This is a genomic window from Nissabacter archeti, from assembly GCF_018257325.1.
GTDB lineage: Bacteria > Pseudomonadota > Gammaproteobacteria > Enterobacterales > Enterobacteriaceae > Chimaeribacter > Chimaeribacter arupi.
The window spans coordinates 1-23,096 of record NZ_JAERKB010000001.1; the positions used below are offsets into that span (position 1 = coordinate 1).

Annotated in this window: 19 protein-coding genes; 9 read left to right on the plus strand and 10 right to left on the minus strand. The window is 60.3% G+C overall.

Annotation, left to right across the window (positions count from 1 at the left end; all coding sequences use genetic code 11):
* The 3 genes from JK232_RS00005 to JK232_RS00015 form a co-directional block, all read right to left on the minus strand.
* Window positions 1-516 (minus strand): Slp family lipoprotein (locus JK232_RS00005; protein WP_276515041.1); only part of this gene is annotated, 516 nt, incomplete at its 3' end.
* Between the two features lie 62 nt (window positions 517-578).
* A complete protein-coding gene (gene tsaB / locus JK232_RS00010) occupies window positions 579-1,277 on the minus strand; it encodes a tRNA (adenosine(37)-N6)-threonylcarbamoyltransferase complex dimerization subunit type 1 TsaB (protein WP_072931049.1) in 699 nt (232 codons plus the stop codon).
* Window positions 1,278-1,340: 63 nt separating this feature from the next.
* A complete protein-coding gene (locus JK232_RS00015) occupies window positions 1,341-3,254 on the minus strand; it encodes a DNA repair helicase YoaA (protein WP_072931050.1) in 1,914 nt (637 codons plus the stop codon).
* A gap of 150 nt (window positions 3,255-3,404) precedes the next feature.
* Here JK232_RS00015 and JK232_RS00020 point away from each other — a divergent pair, with 150 nt between their 5' ends.
* The gene (locus tag JK232_RS00020) at window positions 3,405-3,749 is read left to right on the plus strand and encodes a RidA family protein (protein ID WP_072931051.1); all 345 of its coding nucleotides are present in this window, start codon (window positions 3,405-3,407) and stop codon (window positions 3,747-3,749) included.
* Between the two features lie 68 nt (window positions 3,750-3,817).
* Here the strand turns inward: JK232_RS00020 and JK232_RS00025 are convergent, their stop codons facing one another.
* The 3 genes from JK232_RS00025 to zwf form a co-directional block, all read right to left on the minus strand.
* Entirely contained in the window at window positions 3,818-4,459 is a 642-nt protein-coding gene (locus JK232_RS00025; protein WP_072931052.1) for a bifunctional 4-hydroxy-2-oxoglutarate aldolase/2-dehydro-3-deoxy-phosphogluconate aldolase, read from the minus strand.
* A 200-nt stretch (window positions 4,460-4,659) separates the two neighbouring features.
* On the minus strand, window positions 4,660-5,355 hold the full coding sequence (pgl, locus tag JK232_RS00030; protein WP_072931053.1) for a 6-phosphogluconolactonase: 696 nt from the start codon (window positions 5,353-5,355) through the stop codon (window positions 4,660-4,662).
* A gap of 13 nt (window positions 5,356-5,368) precedes the next feature.
* Window positions 5,369-6,844 (minus strand): glucose-6-phosphate dehydrogenase, encoded by a 1,476-nt coding sequence (gene zwf / locus JK232_RS00035; protein WP_072931054.1) that lies wholly within the window; start codon window positions 6,842-6,844, stop codon window positions 5,369-5,371.
* A 355-nt stretch (window positions 6,845-7,199) separates the two neighbouring features.
* On the opposite strand from zwf, the gene JK232_RS00040 reads away from it, so the two are divergent.
* From JK232_RS00040 to JK232_RS00065, 6 genes are all read left to right on the plus strand, one after another.
* Window positions 7,200-8,075 carry a MurR/RpiR family transcriptional regulator gene (locus JK232_RS00040; RefSeq protein WP_072931055.1) on the plus strand — a complete coding sequence of 292 codons (876 nt, stop codon included), beginning with the start codon at window positions 7,200-7,202 and terminating at the stop codon, window positions 8,073-8,075.
* A gap of 158 nt (window positions 8,076-8,233) precedes the next feature.
* The gene (gene pyk / locus JK232_RS00045) at window positions 8,234-9,676 is read left to right on the plus strand and encodes a pyruvate kinase (RefSeq protein ID WP_072931056.1); all 1,443 of its coding nucleotides are present in this window, start codon (window positions 8,234-8,236) and stop codon (window positions 9,674-9,676) included.
* Window positions 9,677-10,276: 600 nt separating this feature from the next.
* Window positions 10,277-11,824 carry a pyridoxal phosphate-dependent decarboxylase family protein gene (locus JK232_RS00050; RefSeq protein WP_101828430.1) on the plus strand — a complete coding sequence of 516 codons (1,548 nt, stop codon included), beginning with the start codon at window positions 10,277-10,279 and terminating at the stop codon, window positions 11,822-11,824.
* A 5-nt stretch (window positions 11,825-11,829) separates the two neighbouring features.
* A complete protein-coding gene (locus JK232_RS00055) occupies window positions 11,830-13,128 on the plus strand; it encodes a lysine N(6)-hydroxylase/L-ornithine N(5)-oxygenase family protein (RefSeq protein ID WP_101828429.1) in 1,299 nt (432 codons plus the stop codon).
* Entirely contained in the window at window positions 13,128-15,551 is a 2,424-nt protein-coding gene (locus tag JK232_RS00060; RefSeq protein ID WP_101828428.1) for a GNAT family N-acetyltransferase, read from the plus strand. Before JK232_RS00055 ends, JK232_RS00060 begins: the two co-directional genes overlap by 1 nt.
* A 79-nt stretch (window positions 15,552-15,630) precedes the next feature.
* Window positions 15,631-16,848, plus strand: a complete 1,218-nt coding sequence (locus JK232_RS00065) for an MFS transporter (RefSeq protein WP_212588624.1) — start codon at window positions 15,631-15,633, stop codon at window positions 16,846-16,848.
* Between the two features lie 74 nt (window positions 16,849-16,922).
* On the opposite strand, the gene lpxM is transcribed toward JK232_RS00065, so the two are convergent.
* The 3 genes from lpxM to znuA all read right to left on the minus strand — a co-directional run bounded on the left by lpxM (window position 16,923) and on the right by znuA (window position 20,377).
* A complete protein-coding gene (lpxM, locus tag JK232_RS00070) occupies window positions 16,923-17,903 on the minus strand; it encodes a lauroyl-Kdo(2)-lipid IV(A) myristoyltransferase (RefSeq protein ID WP_072931061.1) in 981 nt (326 codons plus the stop codon).
* Between the two features lie 169 nt (window positions 17,904-18,072).
* Window positions 18,073-19,389, minus strand: coding sequence for a murein DD-endopeptidase MepM (gene mepM / locus JK232_RS00075; RefSeq protein ID WP_072931063.1), 1,317 nt, complete (start codon window positions 19,387-19,389; stop codon window positions 18,073-18,075).
* 19 nt (window positions 19,390-19,408) lie between these two features.
* Entirely contained in the window at window positions 19,409-20,377 is a 969-nt protein-coding gene (gene znuA, locus JK232_RS00080) for a zinc ABC transporter substrate-binding protein ZnuA (protein WP_072931065.1), read from the minus strand.
* Between the two features lie 76 nt (window positions 20,378-20,453).
* On the opposite strand from znuA, the gene znuC reads away from it, so the two are divergent.
* Window positions 20,454-21,227 (plus strand): zinc ABC transporter ATP-binding protein ZnuC, encoded by a 774-nt coding sequence (znuC, locus tag JK232_RS00085; protein WP_101828426.1) that lies wholly within the window; start codon window positions 20,454-20,456, stop codon window positions 21,225-21,227.
* A complete protein-coding gene (gene znuB / locus JK232_RS00090; protein WP_072931069.1) occupies window positions 21,224-22,009 on the plus strand; it encodes a zinc ABC transporter permease subunit ZnuB in 786 nt (261 codons plus the stop codon). Before znuC ends, znuB begins: the two co-directional genes overlap by 4 nt.
* A gap of 82 nt (window positions 22,010-22,091) precedes the next feature.
* Here the strand turns inward: znuB and ruvB are convergent, their stop codons facing one another.
* Window positions 22,092-23,096 (minus strand): Holliday junction branch migration DNA helicase RuvB, encoded by a 1,005-nt coding sequence (ruvB, locus tag JK232_RS00095; protein ID WP_072931071.1) that lies wholly within the window; start codon window positions 23,094-23,096, stop codon window positions 22,092-22,094.

Here is a 23,096-nt window from a genome sequence, read left to right on the forward strand (position 1 = left end):
CCCGACCGGCCCGCCCCAGCCCCACGGGCCGGTCGGGCCGGGCGGCATCACGACCTGCTGTTGCAGCCGCCAGCGTTTGTAACTGTTGGCGTTCATCACCACAAAGGTGTAATCAGTCTGGCCGATTTTCCCCTGCTCAGCCCCGGTGATCGGCCCAACGACCGTCACCAGTTGCCCGCGCAGGTCAACCGGGTCAACAAAGCCGTTGATGTACGCCACCAGCCGCCCGGTAGAGCGCTCACCCAGCACCGGCCGGGCAGCCGAGTCGAGCGGGACCGCCGCGATTTCAAGGCGCGTGCGGTTTTTTTCATTGGTCATATTGACCACCGACCCGCCAAAGCGCGCCTCCTGCCCGACATAGAGCTGGGGGGCGTTCTGCACGGCCGCCAGGTTCTGCTGCGGCGTGGCAGTGGTACCTTTAATCACATCCGGCACCGTGACGCACCCTGTCAGCGACAGGGCAGCCAGGCTGAGGATGGCGACAACGATCGGGCCTTTCATAGACGGCTTACGCATGACCTGCTCTCCGGGTTGAATCTGACTCTTTGACCACATCACCAGGTATAAGTTGCCGTATCTCAGCGGCCGGGAAGTTTCTTCCAGGTCACTTCATTGCGCAGATAGACCGGTTCAGCCTGGTCGACCGCCACGGTACGCTTTGCAGACCAGGCCTCCAGGGCCGGCGGCAGCATATCCTCAGCATGGGGCAACTGCATGTCGCCATCGTTCAGCGTCAATGCGGCACCTGCCACCAGATCAGGATAGCTCGTCCAGCCGGTTCCGGCTGTGGCCCACTGCCCGGAAAGCGACGCTGCACGGGCCAGCGCCTGCGCCGGTGTGAGCACGGCCTCACTCTCTTCGCCTTGCCAGCTGCCTTGTTCAGTGCGGCAGTATTCGCCCCAGTAGACTTCGCCCATCCGCGCGTCAATGGCGGTCAGCACGCGGGTTGCGCCGGTGCGGCGGAACGCGCCCTGCGCCATGGTTTGCAGGGTGGAGACACCAATCATCGGCAGATCGGCCCCCAGTGCCAGCCCCTGCGCAATGCCGATGCCGATGCGTACGCCGGTAAAGCTGCCCGGCCCGCGGCCAAAGGCCAGGGCGTCCAGCTGGGAGAGGGTCAGCCCGGCTTCCGCCAGGATCTGCTCCACCAGCGGCAGAATACGCTGCGTGTGCTCACGCGCGCAGAGTTCGAAATGGGCGAGGGTTTCGCCGTGGTTCCAGAGCGCGACGGAACAGGCTTCCGTGGCGGTATCAATGGCTAAAATTCGCGTGGACATGCCAACCTCAGGCAGGAAAGATGGGTTTTTATTAAGGGCGCGCATGATAGCACAGGGCAGCCGCTATTGCTGCCCTGCACCCTGCCGCAGAAAGGCGGCAGCCTCGGCCAGGTCACGGGTGCGCGGCGTCGGCGGCAGGCTGTTGAGGAACACCGCGCCATAGGGGCGCATCACCAGCCGGTTATCGCAGATCACCAGCACGCCGCGGTCATCGGTGTCACGGATCAGGCGGCCGACGCCCTGCTTCAGGGTGATCACCGCCTCCGGCAACTGCACATCCGCGAACGGGTCACCGCCGCGCAGGCGGCAATCCTCAATCCGCGCTTTCAGCAGCGGGTCGTCCGGGGCGGTGAACGGCAGTTTGTCGATGATCACCAGCGACAGCGCATCACCGCGCACATCCACCCCTTCCCAGAAGCTGCTGGTCGCCACCAGCAAGGCATTACCGGCGGCGATAAACTGCGCCAGCAACTGGCCTTTGCTGGTTTCACCCTGCACCAGTACCGGCAGCGTCATGCTGGCGCGGAACTCCTCTGCCAGCTGGCGCAGCATCTGGTGGGAGGTGCAGAGGAAGAAGCAGCGCCCGCCGTTGGCCTCAATCAGCGGTTTCAGCATCCGCGCCAGCTGGCGGCCGCCACCCGGCTGGTTCGGCTCCGGCAGGAAACGCGGCACGCAGAGCAGCGCCTGGCGGGCGTAGTCAAACGGGCTGGCCAGCAGCAGCGACTCGGCATTCTCCAGCCCCAGCCTATCGGTAAAGTGTGCCAGTTTGTCATCCACCGACAGGGTCGCGGAGGTGAAAATCCAGCTGCCCGGTTTCTCTTTCATCACCTCGGTGAATTTATCACTCACCGACAGCGGCGTCAGCGCCAGAATGAAATGGCGTGAGGTGCACTCGAACCAGTAGCTGAACCCCGGCTGAGACGTCTCTTTCAGCCGCTTCAGGCGGGCGCGGTAGAGGGTGGCGCGCTCGAAGGCCGCATCCAGCAGCGCCGAGCGACCCAGTGACAGCTTCACCACGTCGTAACAGAGCTCCAGCGCGTCATCAAGCCGCACCAGCGCCCGCTGCACCTGCGTATCCTGCAACGCTTCCCGCAGGTTGCCGCGGTAGCCCGGTTCCCCCAGCGCCAGCCGGAAATCCTGCGCGCTCTGCGCCAGCCGGTCAGCGCTTTTCTGTAACTGGGCTGAGTCCCGCACTTCGGTGCGGTAAGCGATGGTGATGTCTTTCGCCAGATCGATAAGCTGGCGGCTGGAGAGTTGCTGGCCGAAATACTGGCTGGCGATATCCGGGATCTGGTGCGCTTCGTCGAAAATCATCACATCCGCCGCCGGAATAAGCTCCCCGAACCCGCCCTCTTTCACCACCATGTCCGCCATAAACAGGTGATGGTTGACCACCACCACATCGGCATCCATCGCGCGGCGGCGCGCCTTGACCACGAAGCACTCTTTATAGAGCGGGCAATCGCTGCCGAGGCAGTTGTCATTGGTGCTGGTGACCAGCGGCCAGACCATACTGTCTTCCGACACGCCGCCGCAATTGCTGATGTCGCCGTCACTGGTTTCTGATGCCCAGCGCCGCAACTGCACCAGTTCAGCCAGCGCGGAGTTCGCCAGCTCGCCCCCGGCCAGCGTCTGCTGCTCGAGCCGCTCCAGGCAGAGGTAGTTGGAGCGCCCTTTGAGCAGCGCCAGTTTGCCGGTGTAGTTGAGGGCTTTTGCCACCGTCGGCAGGTCACGGCTGTAGAGCTGGTCCTGAAGGGCTTTCGACCCGGTGGAGATAATCACTTTGCGATCAGCGCGCAGGGCCGGGGCGAGATAAGCGTAGGTTTTGCCGGTACCGGTACCGGCCTCGACCACCAGCGGCTGTTTGGCCGCAATGGCACCCGCCACGGCGGCGGCCATCTGTTGCTGGGGTTCACGGGGTTTAAAACCAGGGATATGTTGCGCCAGGGCGCCATCAGGGGCGAAATCGTCGGTCACACTGCCTCTCAGCCGGAAAAAATCAGCGCTGATTATGCCAATCCTTCCCGCCGGCTACCACACCCATCTTTCCCAGGCTGTGGTACGCTTAGCCTGCCGCCGGGGAAGCCTCCCGGCATCCCCTTGAAAAAACAGCCAAAGGAGCTGCCCATGACCATTGAGCGTTATCTGCCGGAGCACCGGATGTCTGAAGCCACGATCTTCAATGACACCATCTACTACACCAGCGTGCCGGAGAACCTGGAGGCGGACGCCGAAGCGCAGACCGCCAACGCGCTGGCCACCATTGATGCCGTGCTGACGACGCTCGGCTCAGACAAGAGCCGCATTCTGGACGCCACCATTTTCCTGGTCGAAAAAAGTGATTTTGCCGCAATGAACCGCGCCTGGGATGCCTGGGTGTCACCCGGCAACGCGCCGGTGCGCTGCACGGTGCAGGCCGGGCTGATGAATCCCGGCTACAAAGTGGAGATCAAGGTGATCGCGGCCCGCTGAGCCCCGGCCCTGACAGCGCCATAAAAAAAGCCATCCCGGAGGATGGCTTTTTGACAGCAGGCTATGGATCAGCCGCGGGCACCGGCAACAGCCTCACGGGCCAGCTCAGTGATGCGGCCGTAGTCGCGTTGCGAAAGCGCATCCGCCGGCACCAGCCAGGAGCCGCCGATGCACAGCACGCTTTTCAGCGCCAGGTAGTCACGGTAGTTGTTCGGCGTGATGCCGCCGGTCGGGCAGAAACGGACCTGCGGGAACGGCCCGGCAATCGCCTGCAGCGCTTTCACGCCGCCATTGGCTTCCGCCGGGAAAAACTTGAACTCGCGCAGGCCATAATCCATGCCCAGCATCAGCTCAGAGACGGTGCTGATCCCAGGGATTAACGGGATCGGGCCGTCGGTGGCCGCTTTGAGCAGGGACGCGGTCAGGCCTGGGCTGATGGCGAACTGCGCACCGGCGCTTATCACCTCATCCAGTTGCTGCGGGTTGATCACCGTACCGGCACCGATAATGGCGTCCGGCACCTCGCGGGCAATCGCCCGGATCGCTTCCAGGGCGCATTCGGTGCGCAACGTCACCTCCAGCACCTTCACCCCCCCGGCCACCAGCGCTTTAGCCAGCGGCACCGCGTGTTCCAGCTCATTGATCACAATGACCGGGACCACCGGGCCTGAGGTGAGGATCTGTTCCGCGCTGACTTTCCAGTTTTTCATCCGTTTACTCCATCTATGCCGTACCGGCATCGGTTGATATATGGCGCGCCCCTGCCACAGGGACTTATCAGCGAACTGACAAGTGTCCGACCGCACCTTGTGCCATACTCACTTTTTGTTACCTAATACTGGCTGTTACGCAATACGGGCTGCTGCGCAAACTGGCCGGTGCCGCGGCACCGGGTGCTGCATACTGCCGGTCAGGCCGTCCAGTAGACGTCGACCGGTGTTTGTTGCTGGTGCAGGATCGCCCGCACCGGCATCTCATTCACATCCTCACCCTGCTCGGCCTGCTCATACCGCTCGCGTTTGGCCTCACCCACCAGATGCAGGTAGATGTGGCGGCTGCTGAGCAGCACCGGCAGGCTCAGGGTCAGCCGCGCCAGCGGCGCCGTCACCGGGGAGATGGCGAAACAGCGGCGGCCCGAGTCCATCGCCAGCGCGGCGGGGAGATTGGCGGCACCGGGGAACAGCGAGGCGGTGTGCCCGTCTGCGCCCATGCCCAGCACCAGCACATCCGCCGGCCACGGCACCTGGGCCAGCGCGGCCTCGGTGGCGGCCGCGCCCTCGTCCGGCGTGGCCTGGCTGTTTTTCAGGCCGACAAAGGTGGCGGCGGCCGCCGGGCCGGTCAACAGCGCGCGGCGAACCAGGCGCTCGTTGCTCAGCTCGTCGTCCGGATCAACCCAGCGCTCATCCGCCAGGGTAATCACCACGTTGCCCCAGTCCAGCGGCTGCCGGGCAAGCTGTTCAAACAGCCCCAGCGGCGTCCGCCCACCGGAGACGACCAGGGTGGCATGGCCCCTCGCTTCAATTCCCTGACGCAGGCTGTCGGCCACCTTACGTGCAAAACTCTGGTTCAGCGTCACTGCGCTGGGAAACTCGGCGAAATGTGCCATGCCCTGCCCCCTGTTATTCAAACTCGTTCCAGGAACGGCCGTCACGGGTGATCATCGCCACAGAGGCGACCGGCCCCCAGGTGCCGGACTGGTAAGGTTTCGGCGCTTCATTGTCCGCAGACCAGGCCTGCATGATGGAGTCGACCCATTTCCACGCCTCTTCCACTTCATCGCGGCGCACGAACAGCGCCTGGATGCCGCGCATCGCTTCCAGCAACAGCCGCTCGTAAGCATCGGCGATATGCTGCTGGTGGAACGTTTCGGAGAAGCTCAGGTCGAGTTTGGTGGTCTGCAGGCGGTGCTTGTGCTCCAGCCCCGGCACCTTGTTCAGCACCTGGATATCGATGCCCTCATCCGGTTGCAGGCGGATGGTGAGCTTGTTCTGCGGCAGTTGCTGGTAAGAATCACGGAACAGGTTGAGCGCCGGGTTCTTGAAGTAAACCACCACTTCGGAACATTTGGTCGGCAGGCGTTTGCCGGTACGCAGGTAGAACGGCACCCCGGCCCACTGCCAGTTGTCGATGTCCACGCGGATCGAGACAAAGGTCTCGGTGTTGCTGGTTTTGTTGGCACCCTCTTCTTCCAGGTAGCCCGGCACTTTTTTGCCCTGCACAAACCCGGCGGTGTACTGGCCGCGCACCGTGGTTTCACGCACGTTGCTCTGGTCAATGCGGCGCAGCGAGCGCAGCACTTTCACTTTCTCGTCACGGATGCGGTCGGTGGTCAGGTCAGCCGGCGGCGACATGGCGATCATGGTAAGGATTTGCAGCAGGTGGTTCTGGATCATATCCCGCATCTGGCCGGCTTTGTCGAAGTAACCCCAGCGGCCTTCGATGCCCACCTCTTCCGCCACGGTGATCTGCACGTGGTCGATGGTGCGGTTGTCCCAGTTGGTGGCAAACAGGGAGTTGGCGAAACGCAGCGCCAGCAGGTTCAGTACCGTCTCTTTGCCGAGATAGTGGTCGATGCGGTAAACCTGGGACTCATTGAAGAACTCCGCCACCTGATCGTTGATCACACGGGAGGATTCCAGGTCGGTGCCGAGCGGCTTTTCCATCACGACGCGTGCCGGATCTTTGTTCAGGCCCGCTTCGCCCAGGCCACGGCAGATCGCACCGAAGGTGTTCGGCGGCATGGCGAAATAGTTGATGGTGACGCGGTTTTCCTGATCGAGCATTTTGCCGAGGTTGGCAAAGTGTTCGCTGTCGTTGACATCCAGGTTACAGAAATCGAGGCGTGCACTCAGGGTTTCCCACAGCGTGTCATCCAGCTTCTCTTTCATGAACGTGGTCAGCGCTTCTTTCACCACCTTGATGTAAGCCGCTTTGTCCCAGTCTGCACGCCCAACACCGATGATTTTGGTGTCCGGGTGGATGTGGCCAGCCTTTTCGAGCTGATAGAGCGAGGGCAGCAATTTGCGGCGGGCCAAATCGCCTTTCGCGCCGAAAATAACCAGGTCACATGCCTGGGCTGTAGAGGTTACCGCCATGTTCTTCTCCTCATTGCAGGATATTTGTAATTTTCTTACATGAATAATGTACTCTGTTTAGCCGCAACCCGTAAACCCGGATCTAAGGCCTTAATAAACGTCCAGAAATTACACCCGGCAACCCTGTGGAAACAGACTGACCATATTCCCCGTGCCTATGATGTAATTTTCTGACGTTTTTGACACCCGTTTACCATTATGAAAGTTAGACACAGTTCAAATTCTGGTGAAAAAAGAGGAAATTATCTCTTTTGGCCGGTGCCAAGCCCTTTCGGGTCGTTGTATATTTTCATTAAACCGGTATTGATTTCTCCTTTGATTGAAATCGACAAAACCCATGAGTGACCGTTAACGAATGAACACGCTGGACATTATCCAGACGCATCTGGAGATCCTGAGCAAGTCGGAGCGCAAAGTGGCCGAAGTGATCCTGGCCTCGCCCCAGACCGCCATCCACTCCAGCATTGCCACCCTGGCCCGCCTGGCGGACGTCAGTGAACCCACCGTCAACCGCTTTTGCCGCCGGCTCAATACCAAAGGCTTCCCCGATTTCAAACTCCATCTGGCACAAAGTCTGGCTAACGGTACGCCATACGTAAACCGCAATGTGGATGAAGCGGACAGCGTCGCCGCCTATACCGATAAAATTTTTGAATCGGTAATGGCCAATCTTGACCATGTCAAAACCACGCTGGATATCGCCGCCATTAACCGCGCGGTGGATCTGCTGACCCAGGCAAAGAAAATCTCCTTCTTCGGCCTGGGCGCATCCGCCGCGGTGGCCCACGATGCGATGAATAAATTTTTTCGTTTTAACATCCCGGTGGTCTACTTCGATGACATCGTCATGCAGCGCATGAGTTGCATGAACTCCAGCGAGGGGGATGTGGTGGTGCTCATTTCGCACACCGGCCGGACCAAAAACCTGGTCGAGCTGGCGCAGATTGCGCGCGAAAACGATGCGACGGTGATCGCCCTCACCTCCCGTGACACGCCGCTGGCGCAGGAGGCGACGCTGCCGCTGCTGCTGGATGTGCCGGAAGATACCGATGTCTACATGCCGATGATCTCCCGGATTGCCCAACTGACGTTGATTGATGTGCTGGCAACCGGTTTTACCCTGCGCCGCGGCACCAAATTCCGTGATAACCTGAAGCGTGTAAAAGAGGCGTTGAAAGAGTCACGGTTCGACAAAGGAACGGCACCCCCACGAGAGCCCGGCAACAGCTGACCCGGCCTGCCGCTGACAGCGCGCAAGGCGTGTCGTGCCCGGCGGGCGTCATGTTTCACCCGGATGAAACACTTTTGTCGTAAAATTACAATTACTGCATTGTTTGGTTATCCTGCTTCAGGGAACAACCCATGCCTTACCAGTCAACGGAGTTATACATGTCCAGACGGCTCAGAAGAACCAAGATTGTAACCACGCTGGGGCCGGCTACCGACCGCGACAATAATCTGGAAAAAATTATTGCTGCGGGTGCCAACGTAGTCCGCCTGAATTTCTCCCACGGTACTGCCGAAGACCAGATGCAGCGCGCCAACAAGGTGCGTGAAATCTCAGCCCGGCTGGGCCGCCACGTTGCCATCCTCGGTGACCTGCAGGGGCCGAAAATCCGGGTATCCACCTTCCGGGAAGGCAAGGTGTTTCTCAATATCGGTGATCGTTTCCTGCTGGATGCCAACCTGGCCAAAGGCGAAGGGGACAAAGAGCGCGTCGGCATTGACTACAAAGGGCTGCCGGGCGATGTGGTGCCGGGCGACATCCTGTTGCTGGACGACGGCCGGGTACAGCTGAAAGTGCTGGAAGTCCAGGGCATGAAAGTCTTCACCGAAGTCACGGTGGGCGGCCCGCTCTCCAACAACAAAGGCATCAACAAGCTGGGCGGCGGCCTGTCGGCGGAAGCGCTGACGGAAAAAGACAAGGCAGATATTGTTACCGCGGCCAAAATCGGCGTTGATTACCTCGCCATCTCCTTCCCGCGCACCGGGGAAGACCTGCACTACGCCCGCCGCCTGGCGCGTGACGCCGGCTGCCACGCCAAAATCGTCTCCAAGGTCGAGCGGGCGGAAGCCGTCGCCAGCGACGCGGCCATGGATGACATCATCCTCGCGTCAGATGTGGTGATGGTGGCGCGCGGCGACCTGGGGGTAGAAATCGGTGACCCGGAGCTGGTCGGCATCCAGAAGAAGCTGATCCGCCGCGCCCGCACCCTCAACCGCGCGGTCATTACCGCCACGCAGATGATGGAGTCGATGATAACCAACCCGATGCCGACCCGTGCGGAAGTCATGGACGTGGCCAACGCCGTGCTGGACGGTACCGATGCGGTGATGCTGTCGGCAGAAACCGCTGCCGGCCAGTACCCGGCTGAAACCGTGGCCGCGATGGCGCGCGTCTGCCTGGGGGCAGAGAAGATCCCCAGCATCAATGTCTCCAAACACCGGCTGGATGTGCAGTTCGAGAACATTGAGGAAGCGATCGCCATGTCCTCGATGTATGCCGCCAACCACCTGAAAGGGGTGACTGCGCTGATTGCCATGACGGAATCCGGCCGCACGGCGCTGATGATGTCCCGCATCAGCTCCGGCCTGCCGATTTTTGCCATGTCCCGCCATGAGCATACGCTGAACCTGACGGCACTCTACCGCGGTGTGACGCCGGTATACTTTGACAGCAACAACGACGGCGTTGCCGCCGCGCACGATGCCGTGACCCTGCTGCGCGACAAGGGCTACCTGCTCTCCGGCGATCTGGTCATTGTGACCCAGGGGGATGTGATGAGCACCACCGGCACCACCAACACCAGCCGCGTGCTGCGTGTTGAGTAGCGTTCGCCCCTGCTGAACCGGGCCGGCCCTGTGCCGGCTTTTTTATTTCCCTTTCCGGCCACCCGTTATTTCCCCGCCCGTTTGCTTTCCCCTGATATCTCCCCACCCAGGCTACGCCCATTATTTCCTGGTAAACCGGAATACCAAGATAATAGCCTTATCGTTGTTATGACTTATCGACTTTATTTCCCTTTTAATACGCTTTATTTAAAATTTTATGACAGGCAAATAAACAGAACTTTCTTATTTTAATTCATTTACGCGGTAATTATCCCACATGGAAAGTGTGACGCCCATCACATTTTTCACCCTGTCTCTCCTTAATTTCTGCATTTTCACAACTGATAACTTGAATGATAATGATTTGCATTTATAATGCTTCGCAACCGTTAAATGTTTGTTACCTCTCGATCTGTGAGGCTTTACCTACTGATTAACAAAGAAATATTTTTTAACACCTGCTGAGCGCCCCGCCGCCCCTGATCCCGTATCGGGAGGCCGGCACACGCCGGCACTGCATCGTTACCTCCTTTTTCTCTCTTTTTTAGGGCGATTCCTGCACGCGCCGGAAATAACCTTAAAATAAAACAGGGCTCTATTATGTTTGATATTGATCATGCCATTGCCAGCTATGAAAGCCGCAAAAACAACAGAGCAGCGGCCTCGTTTATTTTTAATCAGCACAGTACGCAGGAATGGCAACAGCAAATTACTCAGGCCGCTGAATTGGTCAGTGAACATATTAACGGCGCTGAGAAACCCTTCAGCGGAATATTGCCTTCTGAACTGGTAGAGGAATTTACCCAGGTTGACCTGCACCAGCCGCTGGAAAGCACCGAAGCCGCGCTGGCCGAACTGAATACCCTCTACCTGCGTGATGCCGTTTACTTCCATCACCCGAAATACCTGGCGCACCTCAACTGCCCGCTGGTGCTGCCGGCGTTGCTGGGGGAAGCGATCCTCTCCAGCATCAACTCCTCGGTGGATACCTGGGATCAGAGCGCCGGCGGCACGCTGATTGAACAGAAAGTGATTGACTGGACGCTGGACCAGATCGGCCTCGGCCCACAGGCAGACGGCATTTTCACCAGCGGCGGCACCCAATCCAACCTGATGGCGATGCTGCTGGCGCGTGACAGCCATTGCAAACGCACTCACCCCGGCCACAGCATCAAATATCAGGGCCTGCCGCCGGATGCCGGCCGCTGGCGCATCTTCAGCTCCGGCGTCAGCCACTTCAGCATCCAGAAATCCGCCGCGTTGCTGGGGCTGGGCTACAACGCCGTGGTGCCGGTCGCCAGTGATGACCGTTTCCGCATGGACCCGCGCGCGCTGGACACCGCCATCGAACAGTGTCTGGCCGAGGGCAATATTCCGCTGGCCGTGGTCGCCACTGCCGGTACCACGGACTTCGGCAGCATCGACCCGCTGAACCCGATTGCAGAGATCTGCCGCCGCCACCAGGTCTGGATGCATGTGGATGCGGCCTACGGCTGCGGGCTGCTGGTTTCCCAGCGTTTTGCCGACCGCATTGACGGCATCTGCCATGCGGACTCCGTCACCGTGGACTACCACAAATCCTTCTTCCAGCCGGTCAGTTGCGGCGCGTTCTTTGTGCGGGACCACCAGCACCTGGAGCATGTGACCTGCCACGCCGACTACCTCAACCCGCTGAGCGCCAAACTGGAAGGCACGCCGAACCTGGTGAACAAAAGCATCCAGACCACCAAACGCTTCGACGCGCTGAAAATGTGGCTGACACTGCGCATCATGGGCGAGCAGAAGCTGGGCGAGGCGTTCGACACCCTGCTGGATCGCACCGCGGAGGCGCACCTGACGCTGGCGGCCCACCCACACATTGATGTGCTGCACCAGCCGCAGCTCAGCACCCAGGTGTTCCGCTTTGTACCGCGCCAGTCACTGGCCCCGGAAGTGATTGATGAGATCAACGCCAATATCCGCAAGGCGATTTTCCGTTCCGGTAACGCCGTGGTGGCCGGCACCAAAGTGGACAACCGCCAGTACCTGAAATTTACCCTGCTCAACCCGGCCACCACCCTGGCTGACGTTGAAGAAGTGATCGACCTGATCGTGCATTACGGCAAGGAACTGACTGCCCAGCACCTCTCCCTGATGGCTACCGAGTAAACATTATGTCCAGCAAAATTTATGACTTTATCGCCATTGGCATCGGCCCGTTCAACCTGGGGCTGGCCTGCCTGACGGCACCGGTTGAGCAGCTCGACGGGCTGTTTGTTGACCAGAACCCCGGCTTTGACTGGCATACCGGCATGATGCTGGAGAGCGCCATGCTCCAGACGCCCTTTATGGCCGACCTGGTCACGCTGGCCGACCCGACCAGCCCTTACAGCTTCCTGAACTACCTGAAGCAGAAGGGCAAGCTCTACTCGTTCTACATCCGTGAAAACTTCTTCATGATGCGCAAGGAGTTTAACCAGTATTGCCAGTGGGCCAGCGAGCAGCTGACCAACCTGCGCTTTAACACCCGCGTGGAGCATGTCAGCCATGATGCGGCGCTCAACTGCTACCGGGTGCGCACCTGCGACACCCGCAGCGGCGAACGTACCGAGCTGCTGACCCACCGGCTGGTGCTGGGCACCGGCCCTGCCCCGTGGCTGCCGCCCTGCGCCGCCGCGCTGGGTGACAAGGTGCACCACTCCAGCGCCTACCTGCCGAACAAAGAAGCGATGCAGCAAAACCGTTCAATCACGGTGCTCGGCAGTGGCCAGAGCGCAGCGGAAATCTTCTATGACCTGCTGGGCGACATCGATAAACACAATTACCAGCTGAACTGGATCACCCGTGCGCCGCGCTTCTACCCGCTGGAGTACAGCAAGCTGACGCTGGAGATGACCTCGCCGGAATACATTGATTACTTCCACGCCCTGCCGATGGCGAAACGTGATCAGCTCAACCGCGAGCAGAAAGGGTTGTACAAAGGCATCAACAGCAGCCTGATCAACGACATTTACGATTTGATGTACACCAAACGGCTGGACGGCCCGCTGAACGTCAACCTCTATACCCACTCTGAGCTGACCGGCCTGCAGTGGCGCAGCAGCGGCGAGCTGGAGCTGGCGCTGATGCAGCAGGAGCAACAGGTGGCCTATACCCACCGCACGGATTCCCTGATCCTTGCCACCGGCTACGCCTACCGCCAGCCGGACTTTCTGGAGGGCATCAGCGACCGCATCAACCGCGATGAAAAAGGCCGCTTTGCCGTTAACCGCAACTACAGCATTGACGACCATAACGAGATCTTCGTGCAGAACGCCGAGCTGCATACCCACGGCTTTGTCACGCCTGACCTCGGCATGGCCTGCTACCGCAACAGTACGCTGATCCGCGAAATGGTCGGGCGCGAAATTTACCCGGTGGAGAAGGCCATCGCCTTCCAGACCTTCTGCACCCACAAAATCGGAGGCCAGTGATGGAGAACCACGCGCCTGATACGCTGTTTTGCGCCACACGCCCGGCCGGGGAGTTCCGCCTGCGCCCGCTGCGCCTGCCGGAAGATGCCGCGCTGCTGCACCGCTGGATGACCCAGCCCTATGCCCAGTTCTGGGGAATGCTCGACAGCACCCCGGACGAGGTGCACCGTTTTTACCATGACCTGACGCAGGACAACCCGCAGGCCGCGCTGATCGGTGAGCTGGCGGGGCAGCCGGTATTCCTGATGGAATTTTACCGCGCACAGGATGATGAGATTGGCCGCCACTATCCGGCGCAGCCGGACGACTACGGCATGCACCTGTTGCTTGCCCCGGCAGACCAGCCGCTGCCGGGCTTCAGCTGGCAGGTCTTCACCACCGTGATGGACTACATGTTCAGCCTGCCGCAGGTGGCGCGGGTGGTGGTTGAGCCGGATGTCCGCAATGAGAAAATCCACCGCTTGAACAAACGGGCCGGTTTTGCCTACCAGCACACCGTGACCCTGCCGAACAAAACCGCCTGGCTGGCCTTTTGCCGTCGCGAAGATTACCCAGGCTATGTGGCCCCCGCCTCTACTTTTCCCGTATCACAGGAGCAGACTGCCATGACTACCCCCGCCGCCGACCCGCGTGCAGCGGCCTTACAGGCCGGTAAACACCTTGAGCCTCAGCGCTGGGCGCACGCCAATGCCCTGCTGCTGCGTAAAGCGATCTCAGAGTTCGCCCATGAGCGGCTGATTACCCCGGAACTGCTGGGGTCAGATCAGAACTGGAACCATTACCGCCTGCCGGTGCCGCATTCAGAGGTGGAGTACCGCTTCAGTGCCAGCCTGTTGCCGCTCAATGACTGGCTGATTGACCTGCCCTCCCTCACCCGGCTGGAAAACCTGGCCCCGGTGCCGCTGGACGCGCTGCAATTTATCATCGAATTCAGCGAGCAGCTCGGCATCACCCAGGAACTGCTGCCGACTTACATGGAAGAGATCACCAGCACCCTGGCCGGCAGCGCCTTTAAAATGGCGCGTAACGCCCCGGATGCCGCGGCCCTGACCCAGGCGGATTTCCAGACGGTGGAAAGCACCATGAGCGAAGGCCATCCCTGCTTTATCGCCAACAATGGCCGCATCGGCTTTGATGCCGGTGACTACCTGCACTATGCGCCGGAAGCCGCCTCGCCGGTGGCGCTGATCTGGGTCGCCGTGCATGACAGCAAAGCGACGTTTGCCAGCATCAACGGCCTCTCCTATCAACAGCTGATGCGTGAGGAGCTGGGTGAGGCGCAGGTTGCGGCGTTCACGGCCCAGTTGCAGCAGCAAGGCGTTGACCCGGCGCGCTACTTCTTTATGCCGGTTCACCCCTGGCAGTGGCAGAATAAATTGCTGACGGTGTTCGCGCCGGACATCGCCGCCCAGTCGCTGATTTACCTCGGCACCGGTGAGGATCACTACCTGGCGCAGCAATCCATCCGTACGTTCTTCAATGCCAGCCAGCCGCAGAAGCGCTACGTGAAAACCGCGCTGTCTATTCTGAACATGGGCTTTATGCGCGGCCTGTCGCCCTATTACATGGCGACCACGCCCGGCATCAATGAGTGGCTGGCCGAGCTGGTGGAGAAGGATGCCTGCCTGCAATCCTGTGGTTTCGGCATCCTGCGGGAAGTGGCCTCCATCGGCTATCGCAACAGCTATTTTGAGTCGGCAATTAAAGCTGACAGCCCCTACAAGAAAATGTTTGCCGCCCTGTGGCGGGACAACCCGGTCACGCACCTGCCGGAAAACCACCGCCTGATGACGATGGCCTCCCTGCTGCATGTGGACGATGCCGGGCATGGCGTGCTGCCGGCGATGATTGCCGCATCAGGCCTCAGCGCCACGGACTGGCTGTCGCGCTACCTGCGCTGCTACCTGACGCCGCTGGTGCACTGCTTCTATACCCACGATCTGGTGTTTATGCCGCACGGTGAAAACCTGATCCTGCAATTCGAGCACAACATTCCGGTACGCGCCTGGATGAAGGACATCGCCGAGGAGATCGCGGTGATGAACCCGGATGCCGACTTGCCGGAAAAAGCGAAACGGGTGGCGGTGGCGGTGCCGGAGCCACTGAAATTGCTGTCGATCTTTACCGATGTGTTTGACTGCTTCTTCCGCTTTATGGCGCGCATCCTGCATCAGGAAGGCACCCTGCCGGAAGAGGCATTCTGGCAGACCGTGGCGCAGACCATTACGGATTACCAGCAGCAGCACCCGGAACTGGCGGCCAAATTTGCCCGTTACGATCTGTTCGCACAGGAGTTTGCCCACTCCTGCCTGAACCGCCTGCAATTGGCTAATAACAAGCAGATGATCAACCTGGCCGACCCGGCACAGAACCTGAAATTTGCCGGCACCCTGAAAAACCCGATCGCGGCGTACCGCCCCTGATCGCAGCCTTCAGTGCCCTTTTTATCCTGCGCGGCCCCGGCCGCGCTTTTTCCGTTTTTAACGTTGACTGGATGCCATCATGAGCCCCTCTTTTTCCCCGGCGGTGACCCTGACCCGCCGGCATCTGCTGTTTCCCCTTTCCCTGGTGCTGTTCGAGTTCGCCACTTATATCGCCCACGACATGATCCAGCCCGGCATGTTGCAGGTCGTCAGCGATTTCAGCGCCGACAGCAGCTGGGTTTCCACTTCGCTCACGGCTTACCTGCTGGGCGGCATGACGCTGCAATGGCTGCTCGGCCCGCTCTCTGACCGGCTGGGTCGACGCCCGGTGCTGCTGGTGGGCGTCGCGCTGTTTGTGGCCACCTGCCTGCTGACACTGTGGGTCACCAGTATTGAGCAGTTTATCCTGATGCGCTTTTTGCAGGGCATCAGCCTCTGCTTTATCGGTGCCGTGGGGTATGCGGCGATTCAGGAAGCCTTCGCCGAAACCCTGAGCATTAAAATGATGGCGCTGATGGCTAACGTGGCGCTGATTGCCCCGCTGCTGGGGCCGGTGGCAGGCGCGGCGTTTATCCATGTCGCCCCGTGGAAAGCGATGTTTGCCCTGTTTGCGCTGATTGCGGCGTTCTCACTGTGGGGGTTATGGCGCGCGATGCCGGAAACGGCCGGCAACGCCGGGGAACGCTTCTCCGTTGCCCGGCTGCTGGCGGATTACCGGCAGGTGTTCAGCAACCGCCGCCTGCTTTGCGGCGCACTGGCGATCGGTTTTTCTGCCCTGCCGTTGCTGGCCTGGGTGGCGCAGTCACCGGTGATCCTGATACAGGATGGCGGCCTGACGCCGCTGGAATATGGGCTGGTGCAGGTGCCGATTTTTGTCTCACTGATTATCGGCAACCTGCTGCTCAGCCGCCTCAGTGGCCGGGTGACGATTGAGAAACCGCTGTGGCTGGGTGCCTGGCCGATTGTGCTGGGCCTGGCGATCGCGGCTGTGGCCGCGTTGAGCGACCCGCACCAATGGGTAGTCAGCGTCATTGGCCTGAGCCTCTATGCCTTCGGCACCGGGTTGATTAATGCCGGGCTTTACCGCCTGACGCTGTTTGCCAGCCCGGTCGGCAAAGGCACGGTGGCCGCGGCGGTGGGGTTGATTACGCTGGCGCTGTACGCCGGGGGCATTGAAGTGGCGAAACAGCTCTATACCACCTGGGGCAATGGCGCGTTCTCACTGTGGAACCTGCTGGCGGGCGGCCTGTGGCTGCTGCTGTTGCGCTATTTTCTGCGGACGCGGCCTGCCGCCTGATCCCAGAACCGGGCCATAAAAAAACCGGCGCAGGGTCTGCGCCGGTTTTTTTCACTCACGCGGAACGGTGTCGCTCAGCGTTTCTTTTTCGGGTAGAGCTCATCGCGGCTGTACGGCTCTTTCTCGCCGGGGCGGCGGGTCTTCAGCAGCTTCAGGATCCAGGTATATTGCTCCGGATTCGGCCGTACCACGTTTTCCACTTCCTCATTCATCCGGCGGGCGATGTAAGGATCATCCGCGTCGGCCAGATCGTCCATCGGCGGGCGGATGTGGATGTCGAGGCGGCTTTCTGCCGCGTTATACACCGGGAACAGCGGCACAATTGACGCACGGCAGACTTTCATCAACCGCCCGACCGCCGGCAGTGTGGCTTTATAGGTGGCGAAGAAATCCACGAATTCGCTGTGCTCCGCGCCGTGATCCTGGTCCGGCAGGTAATAGCCCCAGAAGCCTTTGCGCACTGAGCTGATAAACGGCTTGATGCCGTCATTACGGGCATGGAGTTTGCCGCCGAAACGCAGGCGCACGCTGTTCCACAAATAGTCCACCAGCGGGTTGCTCTGGTTGTGGAACATCCCGGCCACCGGTTTGCCCTCGGCTGCCAGCAACATCGCCGGGATATCAATCGCCCAGCCGTGGGGCACCAGCAGGATAATGTTTTTCCCTTCGGCGTGCAGGCTGTCCAGCACGTCACGGCCATGCCAGTGGATGCGATCCTGTACTTTTGCCGGGGTGCGGCAGGCGACTTCCGCCATCAGCACCATGGATTGCGGCGCGGTGGCAAACATCTCATCAATAATCCGTTCGCGTTCCGCTTCCGGCACCTCGGGCATGCAATAGAGCAGGTTAATCTGCGCCCGGCGGCGGGCGCTGCGGGCGTATTTACCGGCCAGTTTGCCGAGCTTGCCCAGCAACGGGTCACGGAGGCGGGGCGGCACATAGCCCAGCGCCGCCAACAGCCCGGTTCCCAGCCAGACGCCCCAGTAACGTGGATGGTAAAACGCTTTCTGGAACTGCGGAATGAACTCCGCGTTCGGTTTATTCTCTTTTTGCATGCGAAAACTCAATGTCTTTTCAATCGGCTAATGATAATTGCGGTGAGAATTTTTGCAATCTACCTTCGCTACATCAAAAAGTTTCCACGCAGCCGACACGCCCTGTCGGCAGGCGAAATGAAATTGTGAAAGCCGCAGGTGAAATGGCCTGCGGCAAATGAAACCGGGGTTAATCCAGCTGCAACTGCGGGATAACCTCTTTCGCGGTGGCCAGATAATCGCTGCGATCCTTGCCGCTCAGCCCTTCAGAGCGCGGCAGCTTGGCGTACAGCGGGTTGACCGCCTGCTGGTTAATCCAGATTTCATAGTGCAGATGGGGGCCGGTAGAGCGGCCGGTGTTGCCGGAAAGGGCAATGCGGTCACCACGTTTCACTTTCTGCCCCGGTTTCACCAGGATTTTGCGCAGGTGCATGTAACGGGTCATGTACTGGCGGCCGTGGCGGATCGCCACATAGTTGCCTGCCCCGCCGCTGCGCTTGGCCACCACCACTTCGCCGTCACCGACAGCCAGCACCGGGGTGCCGACCGGCATCGCGAAGTCCACGCCTTTATGCGGCGCAATACGGCCGGTCACCGGGTTGGTGCGGCGCGGGTTGAAATTGGAGGAGACACGGAACTGTTTCACCGTAGGGAAACGCATGAAGCCGCGGGCCAGGCCGGAGCCCTGGCGATCGTAGAATTTGCCGTCTTCCGCGCGGATCGCATAGTAATCTTTGCCGCCGCTGCGCATCCGCACACCCAGCAACTGGCTCTGTTCGCTTTTGCCTTCGAACGTCTCACGGGACATCAGCACCGCGAACTCATCACCTTTACGTAACTTCTTGAAATCCAACTGCCATTGCAGGGCTTTGGTCACCGCGCTGATGTCGCTGCTGCTCAGCCCGGCGGCGCGGGCGCTGCCGACAAAGCTGCCGTCCAGCCGGCCACGGATGACGCTGTTCTGCCATTCGCCCTGCTGGGTCTGTACCGACGATTTAAAGCCGGTGGGGGTACGGTCATAGGTGCGGGTTTCGCGGCGGGACATCTCCCAGGTCAGGCGTTGCAGGTCGCCGTCATTGGTGAGGGTCCAGGAGAGTTGCTGGCCGACTTTCAGGTTACGCAGCTCGCTGTTCTGCTGCGCCAGCACCGAGATGTCAGACATTTCGATGCCGTACTGGGTAAGAATGCTGCTGAGGGTGTCACCGGTCGAGACGACGTACTCATGTACGCCCTGCTCGCCCTCGACTTTTTCATCAATTTCATCCTGGGGGATGTCATCTTCCGGGGCCGGTTGGTCAATCGGCTCGCTGGCCTCCGGCAGCAATGACCGGAGCTGCTCGGCATCCAGCTCCACATTGCGCACAATCGGGTTCTGTTCCGGGTGGTAAACAAAAGGCCGCCAGACAGCGACGGCCAGAGTTACCACGGTAAGCGACCCCAGCATTACCCGGTGCGGTCGCGGTAAGTTGTTGTATGCCAAGGCAATAGCGCGGGCTAGTTGCTGCACGTGATGTTATCCTCTGATGTTACTTCAGGCAGCTCACGTACTGGTTGGCTATCTGTGACAGGAACGTCATGTAGCTCGTTTTCCCCAGTGGCAGCCCGGTGCCAAGCGGATCAAGGGTGCCCATCCGGACACCGGTCCCTTGCGCAACGGCCGCAATGACGGCTGGCCTGAATTGTGGTTCAGCGAAAACGCAGACCGCTTTACGCTCAACCAACTGTGTTCGAATGTGATGTAAACGCTGTGCGCCGGGCTGTATTTCCGGGTTGACCGTGAAGTGCCCCAACGGGCTCAGGCCAAACTGTTTTTCGAAGTACGTGTACGCATCATGAAAAACGAAATACCCCTTGTTTTGCGCGGGCGCAAGCATAGTAGCAATATTTTGCTGGCTTTGCGCGAGGTTAAGCTCGAAGTCGCGCAGATTCGCGTCTAGTTTGTCCTTATTTTGCGGCTTGAGTTCCAATAATTTGTCATGAATCGCAATGGCCGCCTGTTTTGCAATCGCCGGCGAGAGCCAGAGATGCATATTGTATTCACCATGATGGTGATCTTCGTCATGGTCATGCGCATGATTTTCTGCCGCTTCTCCCGCGTGATCGGCCGCTTCTTCGCCATGCTCATCATGATCATGCTCACCGCGTAATAACAGCGGCTTTACGGTGGGCAAGGCTGCCAGAGAGAGCTGCCGCTCCGCCGGTTGCTGCGCCAGGGATTTGGTCATAAACGCTTCCATCTCCGGGCCGACCCACACCACCAGATCGGCCTGCTTGATGCGCAGCACATCGGTCGGCCGCAGCGCGTAGTCGTGCTCAGAGGCACCGTCCGGCAGCAGCACTTCCGTCGGCGTGACGCCGTCAGCAATGGCGGCGGCAATAAACCCAAGCGGGCGGACGGAAGTCACCACGGCGGCCTCCGCGCTGTGTACAGAAGCAGCCGCCATCAAAGACGCACCGAAAAAGGCACACGGTAACCAGCGTTTTTTTTGTATCATAATGAGTTATCTCGTCGTTTTATTTTGTGAAACGTAATATTATAACATTCGAATTTTACTGCAAGACGTAATCACTATGTCCACATTGGTCACCCTGGAGAACGTGTCGGTGAGCTTCGGCAACCGGCGGGTGCTCTCCGATATTTCACTTGCCCTGAAACCGGGGCGGATCCTGACCCTGCTCGGCCCAAACGGCGCGGGGAAATCCACGCTGGTCCGCGTGGTGCTGGGCCTGATTTCCCCTGACAGCGGTTCGCTGGTGCGGGAAGCGGGCCTGCGCATTGGTTATGTGCCGCAAAAACTGCACCTGGATGCCACGTTGCCGCTGACCGTCAGCCGCTTTATGCGCCTGAAACCGGGCGTTAAAAAAGCGGACATCTTGCCGGCGTTGCAGCGGGTCAAAGCCGCCCATCTGCAACATCAGCCGATGCAGAAACTCTCCGGCGGGGAAACCCAGCGGGTGCTGCTGGCGCGCGCACTGCTGAACCGGCCGCAACTGCTGGTGCTGGATGAACCGACCCAGGGGGTCGACGTCAACGGCCAGCTGGCGCTGTATGACCTGATTGACCAGTTGCGCAAGGAGCTGGGCTGTGCGGTGCTGATGGTCTCCCATGACCTGCACCTGGTGATGGCGAAAACCGACGATGTGCTCTGCCTGAACCAGCACATCTGCTGTTCCGGCACGCCGGAAGTGGTGTCAATGCACCCGGAATTTATTGCCATGTTCGGCAGCCACGGGGCACAACAACTGGCGATCTACCGCCACCACCATAACCACCGCCATGACCTGAAAGGCCGCATTGTGCTGAAAAGCCAGGCGGCACCGCGCACAGGGGAACGTGAAGCATGATTGAACTGCTGTTACCCGGCTGGCTGGCCGGGGTGTTGCTGGCCGCCGCCGCCGGGCCGCTGGGGTCGTTTGTGGTGTGGCGCCGTATGTCCTATTTCGGTGACACGCTGGCACACGCCTCGCTGCTCGGCGTGGCGTTTGGCCTGCTGCTGAACGTTAACCCGTTTTATGCGGTGATCGCCGTGACGCTGGTGCTGGCACTGGCACTGGTCTGGCTGGAGCGCAAACCGCACCTGGCGGTGGATACCCTGCTCGGTATCCTGGCCCACAGTGCGCTGTCGCTCGGGCTGGTGGTGGTGAGCCTGATGTCCAATGTCCGGGTTGACCTGATGGCGTACCTGTTCGGCGATCTGCTCTCGGTGACGCTGAGCGATATCTGGATGATTGGTGCCGGGGTTGTCGTGGTGCTGGTGGTGCTGTGCTGGCAGTGGCGCGCCCTGCTCTCCATGACCATCAGCCCTGAGCTGGCGCATGTGGACGGCGTTAACCTGCAACGGGTGCGCATTGTGCTGATGCTGGTCACGGCGCTGACCATCGGGCTGGCGATGAAATTTGTCGGCGCGCTGATTATTACCTCACTGCTGATTATCCCGGCGGCCACGGCCCGCCGCTTTGCCCGCACGCCGGAGCAGATGGCTGCCGTGGCGGTGGGTGTCGGGGTGGTGGCCGTGACCGGCGGCCTGACCTTCTCCGCGCTGTACGACACGCCTGCCGGGCCGTCCGTGGTGCTGTGTGCCGCCCTGCTGTTTGTGCTGAGCCTGAATAAAAAGCAGCCTGCCTGACCGGCAGCATTTCATCTGCAACTGATGTGAAAAAGGAGCCGTGAGGCTCCTTTTTCATTTTTATTATTTCACCTGCGGCAGGTCAGTCCGGCCGGTCAATGCCGAAATGACGGTAGGCATGGAGCGTGGCGATGCGGCCGCGCGGGGTACGCTGGATAAAACCCTGTTGGATCAGGAAGGGTTCCAGCACATCCTCAATGGTTTCACGCTCTTCGCCGATGGCCGCGGCCAGGTTGTCCAGCCCGACCGGGCCACCGGTGAATTTATCAATGATCGCCAGCAGCAGCTTGCGGTCCATAAAGTCAAAGCCTTCGGCATCCACATCCAGCATATCCAGCGCCTTGTTGGCGACGTTGCCGTCAATGTTGCCGTCTGAGCGCACTTCGGCAAAGTCCCGTACCCGGCGCAGCAGCCGGTTGGCGATACGCGGTGTGCCGCGGGCGCGGCGGGCAATCTGGTGCGCGCCTTCGTCTGACAGCGACAGCCCCAGGCAACCGGCGCTGCGGCTGACGATGTGTTGCAGATCCGCCACCTGATAGAACTCCAGCCGCTGCACAATGCCGAAACGGTCACGCAATGGCGACGTCAGTGACCCGGCGCGGGTGGTCGCACCGACCAGCGTAAAGGGCGGCAGATCCAGCTTGATGGAGCGCGCAGCCGGCCCCTCACCAATCATGATGTCGAGCTGGTAGTCCTCCATCGCCGGGTAGAGCACCTCTTCCACCGCTGGGGAGAGCCGGTGAATTTCATCAATAAACAGCACATCGTGCGGCTCAAGGTTGGTGAGCATCGCCGCCAGATCGCCGGCTTTTTCCAGCACCGGGCCGGAGGTGGTACGCAGGTTGACGCCCATCTCGTTGGCCACAATGTTGGCCAGCGTGGTTTTGCCCAGCCCCGGCGGGCCGAAAATCAACAGGTGGTCCAGGGCGTCGCCGCGCTGGCGGGCCGCCTGGATGAAGATTTCCATCTGCTCACGCACATGCGGCTGGCCGACATATTCGTTGAGCAGTTTGGGGCGGATGGCCCGGTCAATAATCTCTTCTTCATTGATCACGGTGGAGGAGATCAGGCGATCGGCTTCAATCAT

What these genes read in the sequence shown, in the direction of transcription:
- tsaB (WP_072931049.1), bottom strand. Translation starts at nt 1,277, where the DNA reads ATGTCCACGCGAATTTTAGCCATTGATACCGCCACGGAAGCCTGTTCC.
- JK232_RS00020 (WP_072931051.1), top strand. Translation starts at nt 3,405, where the DNA reads ATGACCATTGAGCGTTATCTGCCGGAGCACCGGATGTCTGAAGCCACG.
- JK232_RS00025 (WP_072931052.1), bottom strand. Translation starts at nt 4,459, where the DNA reads ATGAAAAACTGGAAAGTCAGCGCGGAACAGATCCTCACCTCAGGCCCG.
- pgl (WP_072931053.1), bottom strand. Translation starts at nt 5,355, where the DNA reads ATGGCACATTTCGCCGAGTTTCCCAGCGCAGTGACGCTGAACCAGAGT.
- zwf (WP_072931054.1), bottom strand. Translation starts at nt 6,844, where the DNA reads ATGGCGGTAACCTCTACAGCCCAGGCATGTGACCTGGTTATTTTCGGC.
- JK232_RS00040 (WP_072931055.1), top strand. Translation starts at nt 7,200, where the DNA reads ATGAACACGCTGGACATTATCCAGACGCATCTGGAGATCCTGAGCAAG.
- pyk (WP_072931056.1), top strand. Translation starts at nt 8,234, where the DNA reads ATGTCCAGACGGCTCAGAAGAACCAAGATTGTAACCACGCTGGGGCCG.
- JK232_RS00050 (WP_101828430.1), top strand. Translation starts at nt 10,277, where the DNA reads ATGTTTGATATTGATCATGCCATTGCCAGCTATGAAAGCCGCAAAAAC.
- JK232_RS00055 (WP_101828429.1), top strand. Translation starts at nt 11,830, where the DNA reads ATGTCCAGCAAAATTTATGACTTTATCGCCATTGGCATCGGCCCGTTC.
- JK232_RS00060 (WP_101828428.1), top strand. Translation starts at nt 13,128, where the DNA reads ATGGAGAACCACGCGCCTGATACGCTGTTTTGCGCCACACGCCCGGCC.
- JK232_RS00065 (WP_212588624.1), top strand. Translation starts at nt 15,631, where the DNA reads ATGAGCCCCTCTTTTTCCCCGGCGGTGACCCTGACCCGCCGGCATCTG.
- lpxM (WP_072931061.1), bottom strand. Translation starts at nt 17,903, where the DNA reads ATGCAAAAAGAGAATAAACCGAACGCGGAGTTCATTCCGCAGTTCCAG.
- znuA (WP_072931065.1), bottom strand. Translation starts at nt 20,377, where the DNA reads ATGATACAAAAAAAACGCTGGTTACCGTGTGCCTTTTTCGGTGCGTCT.
- znuC (WP_101828426.1), top strand. Translation starts at nt 20,454, where the DNA reads ATGTCCACATTGGTCACCCTGGAGAACGTGTCGGTGAGCTTCGGCAAC.
- znuB (WP_072931069.1), top strand. Translation starts at nt 21,224, where the DNA reads ATGATTGAACTGCTGTTACCCGGCTGGCTGGCCGGGGTGTTGCTGGCC.
- ruvB (WP_072931071.1), bottom strand. Translation starts at nt 23,096, where the DNA reads ATGATTGAAGCCGATCGCCTGATCTCCTCCACCGTGATCAATGAAGAA.